The 11,303-nt window shown below is 67.9% G+C and carries 10 protein-coding genes; 3 read left to right on the top strand and 7 right to left on the bottom strand.

Annotated elements, in window-relative coordinates; translation table 11 throughout:
* Nucleotides 1–163 precede the first annotated feature (163 nt).
* Complete coding sequence (locus O0J15_RS06450) at nt 164–1,156, top strand: patatin-like phospholipase family protein (RefSeq protein WP_164145009.1); 993 nt, start codon at nt 164–166, stop codon at nt 1,154–1,156.
* A gap of 41 nt (nt 1,157–1,197) precedes the next feature.
* On the opposite strand, the gene O0J15_RS06445 is transcribed toward O0J15_RS06450, so the two are convergent.
* Entirely contained in the window at nt 1,198–3,195 is a 1,998-nt protein-coding gene (locus tag O0J15_RS06445) for a hypothetical protein (protein WP_308305330.1), read from the bottom strand.
* Between the two features lie 85 nt (nt 3,196–3,280).
* Entirely contained in the window at nt 3,281–3,763 is a 483-nt protein-coding gene (locus O0J15_RS06440) for an Lrp/AsnC family transcriptional regulator (protein ID WP_004153377.1), read from the bottom strand.
* Nucleotides 3,764–3,888: 125 nt separating this feature from the next.
* Here O0J15_RS06440 and phhA point away from each other — a divergent pair, with 125 nt between their 5' ends.
* Together phhA and O0J15_RS06430 are read left to right on the top strand one after the other, a co-directional pair.
* Nucleotides 3,889–4,782 carry a phenylalanine 4-monooxygenase gene (gene phhA, locus O0J15_RS06435; RefSeq protein WP_019658833.1) on the top strand — a complete coding sequence of 298 codons (894 nt, stop codon included), beginning with the start codon at nt 3,889–3,891 and terminating at the stop codon, nt 4,780–4,782.
* A gap of 31 nt (nt 4,783–4,813) precedes the next feature.
* Nucleotides 4,814–5,473 (top strand): DUF4375 domain-containing protein, encoded by a 660-nt coding sequence (locus O0J15_RS06430; protein WP_308305329.1) that lies wholly within the window; start codon nt 4,814–4,816, stop codon nt 5,471–5,473.
* Nucleotides 5,474–5,528: 55 nt separating this feature from the next.
* Here O0J15_RS06430 and O0J15_RS06425 read toward each other — a convergent pair whose 3' ends face one another.
* The 5 genes from O0J15_RS06425 to O0J15_RS06405 all read right to left on the bottom strand — a co-directional run bounded on the left by O0J15_RS06425 (nt 5,529) and on the right by O0J15_RS06405 (nt 11,291).
* Complete coding sequence (locus tag O0J15_RS06425) at nt 5,529–6,629, bottom strand: GDSL-type esterase/lipase family protein (RefSeq protein WP_308305328.1); 1,101 nt, start codon at nt 6,627–6,629, stop codon at nt 5,529–5,531.
* 101 nt (nt 6,630–6,730) lie between these two features.
* Nucleotides 6,731–7,486 carry a 2-dehydro-3-deoxy-D-gluconate 5-dehydrogenase KduD gene (kduD, locus tag O0J15_RS06420; protein WP_005421125.1) on the bottom strand — a complete coding sequence of 252 codons (756 nt, stop codon included), beginning with the start codon at nt 7,484–7,486 and terminating at the stop codon, nt 6,731–6,733.
* 71 nt (nt 7,487–7,557) lie between these two features.
* Nucleotides 7,558–8,406, bottom strand: a complete 849-nt coding sequence (gene kduI, locus O0J15_RS06415; RefSeq protein ID WP_308305327.1) for a 5-dehydro-4-deoxy-D-glucuronate isomerase — start codon at nt 8,404–8,406, stop codon at nt 7,558–7,560.
* 197 nt (nt 8,407–8,603) lie between these two features.
* On the bottom strand, nt 8,604–9,662 hold the full coding sequence (locus tag O0J15_RS06410; RefSeq protein ID WP_019337388.1) for a LacI family DNA-binding transcriptional regulator: 1,059 nt from the start codon (nt 9,660–9,662) through the stop codon (nt 8,604–8,606).
* Nucleotides 9,663–9,701: 39 nt separating this feature from the next.
* Nucleotides 9,702–11,291, bottom strand: coding sequence for a family 43 glycosylhydrolase (locus tag O0J15_RS06405; protein ID WP_019337389.1), 1,590 nt, complete (start codon nt 11,289–11,291; stop codon nt 9,702–9,704).
* Nucleotides 11,292–11,303: the final 12 nt, after the last annotated feature.

Raw genomic sequence — 11,303 nt, 5'->3', positions numbered from 1 at the left:
GGGGGGGGGGGGGGGGGGGGGCGGCGGGGGGGCCGCCCCCCCCCCCCCCCGCCACTACCCGAAGCATCCGATGAATGGGCGGGCCCACCTACCCTGCCCGCCCTGCGGCACCTTCGGTATGCTGGCGCCCTTTCCTGAATCCGGCGCCGCGAGCGCACTGCCGATGAGCCTGTTCCGACCCCGCATGCTGCTGTCCGTCGCCCTGATCGGCCTGCTGGCCGGCTGCGGTGGCGACCCGGTCCGCCCTGCGCCGCCGCCGGCGCCAACCGTGGTACCGCAGGCCAAGCCGGTGAAGATCGGTATCGCCCTCGGTGGTGGCGCAGCCAAGGGCTTCGCCCACATCGGCGTGATCAAGATGCTGGAGGCCAATGGCTTCGAACCGGCCGTGGTGTCCGGCACCAGTGCCGGCAGCGTGGTCGGCGCGCTGTATGCCAGCGGCATGGATGCGTTCCAGATGCAGAGCAAGGCAGTGGCGCTGGATGAAGCCAGCATCCGCGACGTGCGCCTGTTCTCCGGTGGCCTGGTGCAGGGCCAGAAGCTGCAGGACTACGTCAACGAGCAGGTCGCCAACCGCCCCGCCGAGCGCCTGAAGAAGCCGTTCGCCGCAGTCGCGACCCAGCTGGAAACAGGCGAGCGCGCGATCTTCGTGCGCGGCAACGTCGGCCAGGCCGTGCGCGCCTCCAGCAGCATTCCCGGCGTGTTCGAACCGGTGAAGATCGGTGGCCGCAACTACATCGATGGCGGCGTGGTCAGCCCGGTGCCGGTCGATGCCGCGCGCCAGCTCGGCGCCGACTTCGTGATCGCCGTGGACATCTCCAGCAAGGCCAGCGGCAAGGCGCCGACCGACATGCTGGGCATCGTCAACCAGTCCATCTCGATCATGGGCCAGCGCCTGGGCGAGCAGGAACTGGCACGCGCCGACATCGTCATCCGCCCGAAGGTGCTGGACATCGGCGCCGCCGATTTCAGCCAGCGTGGCACCGCGATCCTGGAGGGCGAAAAGGCCGCAATGGCCGCGATGCCGCAGATCCGCGCGAAGATCCAGCAGCTGCAGCGTGCACGCGCCGCGGCCGCCGCACCGGCACCCGTGGCCGCGCCGAAGTGCGAGGAAGCCTCGCGCCTGGGCAAGCTGATAGGGCGCAAGGACAAGTGCTGAGCTGAGCCGGCGTGTCGCTGCCAGACAGCGACGCGCGCGTTCTAGCGCGCAGGCCGGTAACCGCTGGCCTGCTGCCGCTCGCGCCTGCGCGCCTGACGGGCCTGCTCCTGCAGTGTCGCCGTGTGCTGCAGCTGTTCCATGCCATCGGCCGGCACATGCAGCTGGCGTCGCGCACGGGTGAGTGCCAGATAGACCGCGCGCACCGGGTTGTACCAGATGCGCCCGCCCTGCCCCGCACTGAAGCAACCGGGTGACAGCGAGACCACGTCGAACTGCAGGTTCTTCGCGTGTTCGGCCAGGCACAGCGCCACCCGCCCTTCAGCAGGCGTGTCCTGGTCGTCGAGCGCCTGCAGCAGTGACTGCACCCGATCGGCAGACGCAAACAGTTCGACCAGCGCGCCCTGCCCTTCGTCGGCCTGCGTGGCCAGGAAGCGCTCCTGTGCCGGGTCCGAGGCGCTGTCGCGGCGCCGGCGCCACGCATCCAGCGGCCGCTGCAGCACGCTGCGCAGCGCGCGCAGCGATGCCGGATGCAGATAGGGCCGCAGCCCGAGCGCGTGCAGCTGTGCCGCATCCAGGGCCAGATCGGCGACGCTGCCATGGATGCGCAGGCCCTCGCTTGGTACCTGCGTCCAGTGGCGGTAATGCAGCACACCGGTGGCGCGGTCGGCGGCACCGACGAACGGCCCACTGTCCTGCCCCAGTCCATCCAGTGCCAGGGTCTGGTTGACCAGGCCCTCGACCTGGTTGCCCTGGCGCACCGACTGGTGCATTTCCAGCACCTTCGACGCGGCCCAGCGCGGCACCGTACCGGTCAGGCACTGGTGCGGATCCCCCAGGCTGACCACGCCAGGCGCATGGCCGGCCAGCAACTGCTTCCACGACGGGCTCAGGTCATGCGCCTCGTCCACCAGGAGCATGCCCATGTCCAGCGGCGGGGTAACGCCGCGCAGTGCCAACCACTTGCCGATGTGCGCCGGGCTGAGGCTCAGCAGCGTGCCCCGCTGCAGTTCGGCGTCGAACATGCAGCGCCAGACGTGCTCGGCGGCCGCCATGTACGGCGACACGTCGAGCATCGCGGCGGGCACCGACCGGTCGAAATGCTGGAACGCCAAGCCCGGTGCAGACGACGCGCACCAACGGTTGATGGCCTCGAACGCAGTCAGCAGCACCTGCTCCGGGCTGCGCCCACCGATGCCCTGCAGGCCGATGCGGCCGGCAATCTCGCGCGGCGTGCGGGTGCTGCGCCGGTAGCTGGCAACGAAGCCACCGGTGTGGCCGCTGCGCGCGGCATGCTGCGCCACGCGGTTGGCGAACTCGATCTGGGTCAGCAGGCGCACCGCGGTGCTGGCCGGCACGCGGCTGCGGAAGGCTTCCACCTGCCCACGCGAGGGCGCCACGTAGGTGTAGCGGCCGGGCCGCGCCTCCATCAGCGCCAGCACCAGGTGGCCCTTGCCGGTGCCGGCATAGCCATCGAGGTCGATCAGCTCATCGGGGTTGGCGGCGATGGCGCGCAGCACGCGGGCCTGCTCGGAGGTGTACAGGCCATGGTGTTCGACCGCACGCGCGTCCTCGGCGGCCACGTCATCCTGCGTGAGCGCCTCGTCACTGGAAAAGGTGGCGGGAAAGCGGATCTCATGCTCGGTCAGGGTTTCCTGGCAGGCCTGCTGCAGGGCCAGGCCCGGATACTCCAATGGCGACTGCGCGATGACGTCCTGCAGGATCTGCGCCGGCGCCAGCAGCACGCCGTGGGCGGCCAATGCGGTCAGCCAGGCATCCAGCTCCGGCTGGCCTCCGCCACCGGGGCCGGCCAGCTCCGCGGCGGCGCCTTCGTTGCCAGCAAACAGCGCGCAGGCATCATGCAGCAGGCGTTCGATCTCGGCCGCTGGATGCAGGCGCGCCCGGCACAACTGCGCGGCCATCAGCCCGGCCTGCTCCACTGCCGTCTGCGGCGGCGTGCCGTGAGCGATGTAACGTGCCAGCGACTTGCGCTGCAGCGGCAGGAAGATGGTGGTGGGCACCGGGTGCTGGAGTTCGGACATGCGTGGAACCGGAAAGGAACGCTGCGGCGCGCGCAGGGCGGTGATGCTCGGCTACCCGCCCGGCCGCGTCAAATCGCCGCTGCGCTCATTCCAGCTGCGACAACGGCAATGCCTGGAAACCCTTCACCGTGCGCAGCACGAAGCTGGAATTGGCGTCGGCCACGCCGCCGGCGTTGAGCAGGCGGTCCAGCAGGAAGTGCGAAAAGTGCTCCAGGTCGCGCACGTAGACGTGCAGCAGGTAGTCCATGTCGCCGGTCAGCGCATGGCAGGCCACCACCTCGTCCCAGCCCTGCACGCTGTCCACGAAGTGGCCGATGGCGGCCTGGTCGTGCTTTTCCAACTGCACGCGCACGAAGGCCTGCAGGCCCAGGCGCAGCTGCCGCGGCTCCAGCCGCGCGCCGTAGCCGACGATCACGCCCTCGCTTTCCAGCCGCTGCAGGCGGCGCAGGCAGGCCGAGGGCGACAGGTTCACCCGAGTCGCCAGCTCCGCGTTGGTGGCGCGCCCATCCCGCTGGATTTCAGCCAGCAGGCGTATATCCGTGCGATCAAACTGGACTTCTCCGGCCATTGCTGCTCCGCAACATGGTGACTGCGCAAGGATATTGCGCCAACAATGCCAATCGGCGCAACTTTTGCAACCCTGTTGCGCGCGCCCTGCCCTAGCATCGTGGCTATCCCTTCAAGGAGTGCCCCATGGACCTCGCCCAGCCCCGCCGCGTCGAACACCAGCAGACCGACAAGGGCTACGTGCCGGTGTACACCACCGCGCTCGTCGAGCAGCCGTGGGACACCTACAGCGCCGACGACCACGCCACCTGGAGCACGCTGTACCAGCGCCAGCGCGAGCTGCTGGTCGGCCGTGCCTGCCAGGAATTCCTGGACGCGCAGGACGAGATGGGCATGAACGCGCACATGATTCCGCGCTTCGACCAGCTCAACGAAGTGCTGGGCGCGGCCACCGGCTGGACCCTGGTCGGCGTCGAAGGCCTGCTGCCGGAACTGGATTTCTTCGACCACCTGGCCAACCGCCGCTTTCCCGTGACCTGGTGGATCCGTCGCCCGGACCAGATCGACTACATCGCCGAGCCGGACCTGTTTCACGACCTGTTCGGCCACGTGCCGCTGCTGATGAACCCGGTGTTCGCCGACTACATGGAGGCCTATGGCCGTGGCGGCGTCAAAGCCCACGCGATCGGCCCGGACGCGCTGCAGAACCTCACCCGCCTGTACTGGTACACGGTGGAGTTCGGCCTGATCGACACGCCCGACGGCCTGCGCATCTACGGTGCCGGCATCGTGTCGTCCAAGGGCGAGTCGCTGTACTCGCTGGAATCGGCCGCACCCAACCGCATCGGTTTCGACCTGCAGCGGATCATGCGAACGAAGTACCGCATCGACACCTTCCAGAAGACCTACTTCGTCATCGACAGCTTTGAACAGCTGATGCAGGCGACGTCGCCGGACTTCACCCCGATCTACGCGGCACTGGCCGACCAGGCGCACCTGCCTGCCGGTGACGTGCAGGCTGACGATCACGTGTTCCAGGCCGGCACGGGTGAAGGCTGGGCGGACGGCGGCGACGTGTGATGCGCGCTGCCGCGCGGCTATCCTGCACGGCATGACTGATGCATTTGCTTCGCTGCGCGTAACCGATGTCGCTTTCGACGACGACTTCATCCTGCTGACCCTGGCCGATGGCCGCCGCACCCGCCAGCCGCTGCGCTGGGTACCTGCGTTGTTCGAAGCCGATGCAGGGCAACGCGCGCGGTGGGTCGCCACCGCCGATGGCCTGGGCGTGAACTGGCCGGCGCTGCTGCCGACGCGCGAGGCTGGCGTGGTCGATATCCTCAACCAGGTCTGGGAAGACCGCTACGAGGCCGCGCTGGCGCGACTGAAGGCAGCCGCGTGGACGCTGGATGCGCTGTCCGACGAAGACCAGCTGCTGGTGGCGCTGTGGCGCATGGAGGCCGACATCAACAACGGCGGCTTCATGCAGTTCCTGTGCAACTGGGGCGACCCGACCTGCCAGCTGGCGTTGCGTGCGCTGCAGGCGATGGGCGCGGCGAAGACCCACGCGATCCTGGCCGGCATGCGCGGGCTGGTCGACCGGCTGGAAGATGACCCGGCGGTCAAGCAACTGACCGACCTGTACGGCGCGATGACCGAACAGGAGCAGGAGGCGCTGCACGCCTTCGACGAAGCCTATTTCGAGCGACCGGAAGACCTGGCCAGGTTGGGGCTGAAGCACTTCGGCCCGGAGCCTGTCGAACGACGATGACCATGCACTCCGGCGCTGTTCTGTAGAGCCGAGCCCATGCTCGGCTACGTTTCAATCAGCGCGGGTACACCAGCAGCACTACCAGATCCTCCTCACCCACCTGCTGCAGCGCATGGTGGCTGCCCTTGCGGGTCAGCAGCGCGTGCCCGGCGTGCACGTCGTACTGCCTGCCATCCAGCACATAACTGCCCTGCCCACTGACGATGTAATAGATCTCGTCCTTGTGCTGCGGATGCAGGCCGATGCCCGCGCCTTTGTGCAGCACACGCTTGCGCAGCACGAACGGCAGCCCTTCGGCATCGGCGAAGAACGGATACGCCGTGGTCGGGCCGGCACCGCCGTGCGGGCCTGCTTGCGTGCGCACAACACTGTCTTCGTGCACCACCTGCGAGGGCAGGGCTGGGTCGCTACCCTGCCCTTCCGCCACCACGTCGCAGTCGATATCCCGCACCAGCGCCGGCTGCAGCGCGGGTAGCAGCGGCACCGCCTCGCGCAATACCAGGCAGGCCACCGCATGTGCGCCGGCCACGCTTAAATGGGTGCCGTCGGCCTTGTTCTGTTCGGGCACGAACAGGAAGTAGGGTCGCGCGCCCTCCTCACCCAGCGCGCGGATCCAGCGCATGCTGCGGTCATTCAGATCAATCAGCGCAATCTGCTCGCGCGCGGCCAACGCCTTCATCGACTGCGTGTAGCGGCCATGCGTATCCAGCAGTGAACCGAAGTCGTACAGCAGCCGCGCCACCGGCGTGACCAGCACCGGCGTGGCGCCCTTTGCGCGGGCCACCTGTACGTAACGCATCAGCAGGCGTGGGTAGTCGCTGTCCGGATCGGTGTAGCGCGTGCGGTCTTCGAACTTCGCATCGTTGTGGCCGAACTGGATCAGCAGCACGTCGCCTTGGCGCAGCTCGGCGGCGATGGCCTCCAGGCGCCCTTCCTCGATGAAACTGCGCGTGCTGCGCCCGCCCTTGGCGTGGTTGTGCACCTCCAAGCGCGCCGGGTCCAGGTAGCTCTGCAGCGCCTGGCCCCAGCCGGCCTGCGGCGCGCGCTCGGGGCCGTATGCGGCCGCAGTGGAGTCACCGGCAATGAAGACCCGCACGGGCGCCGCCTGCGCGGTGGTGCACGACAGCAGCAACAACAAAGGCAACAGGGTGCGCATATCCGGTCTCCGGTAGTGCCGGCCGCTGCCCGGCAACCTCATGAACGGCGGAAGCATTGCCAGGACGCCGGCCAGCGGCCGGCACTACCGCGGATCACGCGTCAGCGCGCCAGCCAGCCACCATCGACCGGCAGCACGGCGCCGTTGATGTAATCCGACGCCGACGAGGCCAGGAACACCGCCGCACCGGCCAGGTCATCCGGCGTGCCCCAGCGACCGGCCGGGATGCGCTCCAGGATCGCCTTGTTGCGCGCTTCGTCGGCGCGCAGCTGGGCGGTGTTGTCGGTGGCCATGTAGCCCGGGGCGATGGCATTGATGTTGATGCCCTTGCCCGCCCACTCGTTGGCCAGCAGCCGGGTGATGCCGGCGATGCCGCTCTTGCTGGCGGTGTACGACGGCACGCGGATACCGCCCTGGAAGGACAGCATCGAAGCGATGTTGATGATCTTGCCGTGGCCCTGTTCGATGAAGTGGCGGCCGGCGGCCTGCGAAATGAAGAACGCGGACTTGAGATTGACGTTCATCACGTCGTCCCAGTCCTGCTCGCTGAAGTCCACCGCATCGGCGCGGCGGATCAGGCCGGCGTTGTTGACCAGGATGTCCAACCCGCCGAGGCCTTCGATGGTCTCGCGGACCACGCGCGCCACCGGCTCGATGCTGATCAGGTTGGCTTCGATGGCCAGGCAGCGGCGGCCCAGCGCGGTGATCTTTTCGATGGTATCGGTGGGCGGGGCGATGCCGGCCACGGCCACGTCGGCGCCAGCGGCGGCCAGTGCCACGGCGATGCCCTGGCCCAGACCGGTATTGCCACCGGTTACCAGAGCGACCTTGCCTTCCAGGCTGAAGGGATTAGCCATTGCGTATGCGTTCCTTGATAGAGACGAGCGGTGTCGACGGCCGGCACACGGTGCGCGGCGGCCAGGCGGGCTTACTTGAGCTGGCAGATGTCCAGCACGTGCATGTCGGTGTAGTCCAGGTTCTCGCCACCCATCGCCCAGATGAAGGCGTAGTTGCTGGTGCCGGCGCCCATGTGGATCGACCACGGCGGCGACACGACCGCTTCGTTGTTCTGGATCACGATGTGACGCTGCGCGGCCGGCTCGCCCATGAAGTGGTAGACGCGGTCGCTGTCACCCAGGTCGAAGTAGAAGTAGACCTCGCTGCGACGGTCGTGCAGGTGCGGCGGCATGGTGTTCCACACGCTGCCCGGCTTGAGCACGGTCAGGCCCAGCAGCAGCTGCGAGGACTGGCAGGTGGCCGGCACGATGTACTGGTAGATGGTGCGCTCGTTGCTGGTTTCCAGCGCGCCGCGCTCCAGTGCAACGGCGTCCTTGATGGACAGCTGCCTGGTTTCGAAGCGTGCATGGGCCGGGGTCGAGGCCAGATAGAACTGGGCGGGGTTGGCGGCGTCCTGCGAGGCGAACACGACCTCCTTGCTGCCCATGGCCACGTACAGACCGTCCTTCGGACCCAGCGTGTAGCCGGTGCCATCCACGGTGACCGTACCAGTGCCGCTGCCGACGTTGATCACGCCCAGTTCCCGGCGCTCCAGGAACGGGTGGCCTGCGGCCGAAGCGGGTTCGGTCTGGGTCGGCAGCGCAAGCGGTGCGTCCACCGGGGCGGCGCCACCAATCACGAAGCGCTCGTAGTGGGTGTACTTGAGGGTCACCGCACCGGCGTTGAACAGGCCATCGAGCAGGTACAGGTCACGCAGCTGGTCGTTGCTGGCACCGTGGATGGCATCGGGATGGGTGGCGTAATGGGTCTTGCTGTACATGGCGTCTCCAGAGCGGGGGGCGGGCCGACGGGGCGGCCCCGGCGCGGTTCACGGTCGATTCTAGCCAGACAGGAAACCGGTGTCATTTTGCGTCGCACGATGCCGGGATGGCCCGGGCAGGGCGCGGTGGATCGGGTGGATGGGGCAGGGGCGTGTCACGACCAGAGGTCGTGACCTGCAGGATTGATCCTTGGGGATCAATCCTCCGGCGGCTGGCAGGAATCGCGGACGATCAGGTGCGGCCGCACGCTGGCAATGGGCAGCGCGGCCTGGCCTTCGGGCTGGATCAGCATCGCCGCGGCGGTGCGTCCGGTATCGCGCGTGTGCCGGCGCACCGAGGTCAGCGAGGGCCACAGGCGCGAGGCAAGCGGGCTGTCGTCATAGCCGACAATGGACAGCTGGCGCGGAATGTTGATGCCCGCGCGCAGCGCCACCTTGTAGATACCGGCGGCCATTTCATCGTTGCCGGTGAAGATGGCGGTCGGGCGGCGCTTGCCCAGCAGCAGTTTCTCGGCAGCGGCGACACCGGATTCGAAGGTGTAGCCGGCCTCGATGATGCGGTCCTTCGGCAGCTCGATACCGCGTTGCGACAGTGCGTCGATGAAGCCGGCGGTACGTTCATGGGCCGAACGGTAGGCGCTGGGACCGGTCACCAGGGCAATGTCACGGTGGCCGAGCGAGAGCAGGTAGTCGGCGGCTTCGGCCGCACCATCGCGGTCATGGGTAACCACCATCTGCGAGCTTTCGTCCAGCGGCAGCGCTGCCACGCGGGTAAACCGGCAGCCGATCTCATCGAGCATGTCCGCCAGCGCCTGGTCTTCCGAGGCACGCGGCACCAGGATCACGCCGTGCAGCTTCTGCTGCTGCACGAAGCGACGCACGCCTTCGATGTAGCCGGGGCTGCGGCTGTCACAGGGATGCACCACCAGCTCGAAACTGGATCCACGCAATGCATCCAGCGCGCCGTACTGCATGTCCACGATGTACTGCGCGGTGGGGTTGTCGTAGACCATGCCGATCAGGAAGGAGCGGCGGAACGCCAGCCCGCGGGCCAGTGGATCGGGCGTGTAGCCCACTTCACGCATCAACGCTTCCACCTTGTCGCGCGTGTCCTTGCGCACCAGTGGCGAGTTGTTGATGATTCTTGAAACCGTTTTCTTGGATACACCCGACAGTCGCGCGATGTCGTTGATGGTGGCTGCCTTGCCCTTCGCCAATGCCGGCGTAGCGGCATCGTTCTTGTTGCGCACTGACATGTTTTGAACCCGGTAAGTCTGGGGATTCCGGCTCCGCGCTCAGTCCAGCGCGCGGTAGCGGAAGTTGCGGAAGGTTACCGCACCGTCGCCGGCCGCATACAGCGCCGGCTTCAACGCCAGGAACCTGCCCGCGACATTGTGATGGTAACCGGACACTTCCATCTGAACCGGATACTTCTGCCAAGTGTGCCCGTCGGTGCTGGAGTGGAAGGTGACGATGTGGCGGTTGTTGGTCACCCGCAACCACAGCCGGCCGCCGCGGCCCGGGGCCGGTCGGGCAGGGCGCTCCTCGCCGTAGCGATGCATGATGAACGACTCGCCGTTGCTGCCCACGCCCGCGTACAGCCGGTCGCTGTAGAACAGCAGCGCGCCGCCCACGGCACCGGGGGCGATCTCCATCTCCACCTCGAACTGATAGGCCCGGTCGCCGGCGATGGTGGTCAGCGGCGAGGCGTCGCGCGGCGTACTGCCCTTGCCCTGCAGGACAAGGCCGTTGCCACTGAAACCCAGCCGGCGGTACTCATCCTGCGCCGGGTTGAAGAACGCCCACTGCGGGCCAAGCGTGCTGCCGCGGAAATCATCCGACAGCGCCATGCCATGCGGCGACAGCGCCTGTCCGGCCGGCTTGCGCAGTGGCTGACCAAGGTCTCCGCCCGTGGCCCGGAACCAGCCGTCAGCGGTCCATTCGATCGGTTCGAGCAGGGCCTGCCGACCCAGCGTCCAGAAGCCGTTCTCGTACCCGTGGTACATCATCCACCAGCGTCCATCGGTCCCTTCGATCACCGTCGCGTGGCCGCGTGACCACCAGGGCTCCGCCGCCGACTGCGTGCGCGTGATCGGGTTGTTGGGCGCGTTCTCCCATGGTCCGTGGATCGAACGCGAGCGCGCGGTGATCACCATGTGCCCGGTCGGCGGACCGGCGGTGCCGCCCACTGCCGTGGTCATGTAGTACCAGCCGTCGCGGACGTGGATCTTCGGGCCTTCCTGCGCGTAGGCCTCAACGTCCCAGTCCTGCGGGTAGCGCCAGCCGTCATAGACGTGTTTCGGCGTGCCGACCACGCTCAACCCGTCGTCGGCCAGCTGCACGTAATCACCGCCACTGAGGAACAGGTAGCGCTTGCCGTCTTCACCCACTGCATGGCCGGGATCGATGTAGCCACCCAGGCCGATGTCGATCGGCGCGCTCCACGGGCCCTTGATGTCATCGGCCCAGACCACGAAGTTGCTGCGGCGCTCGCCGGTGCGGGCCGGGAAGTAGATGAAGTAGCGCCCCCGATGCTTGACGATGTCCGGCGCCCAGATCGCCCCCACGTTGCGGGTGACCGCATGTCCCAGCGGCTGCCAGTTCACCAGGTCGCGCGAGTGCCAGATCGGGAGGCCGGGGTAGGCGTCGAACGACGACAGCGTGAGGTAGTAATCGTCCCCGTCCTTGAGCACCGAGGGATCCGGATGGTCACCGGCCAGCACCGGATTGAGGAACGTGCCATCGCCCCGGTCTGCCTGGCGCTGGTGTTCCAGCCCCCGCGCCCACTGCGCCGGCGCGCGCGCGGGCTCCGCCGCGGGTGCAGGCCGTGCCGGCAGCAACAGCACGAGCAGAGTGATGGTGGCGGCGATACACAGTGCACGCATGGCAGTCTCCTT

The organism is Stenotrophomonas sp. Sm10, assembly GCF_030985515.1.
Classification (GTDB): Bacteria; Pseudomonadota; Gammaproteobacteria; order Xanthomonadales; family Xanthomonadaceae; genus Stenotrophomonas; species Stenotrophomonas hibiscicola.
The sequence above is the reverse complement of the archived record's forward strand: the minus strand, read 5'-3'. Positions and strand labels throughout refer to the sequence as shown.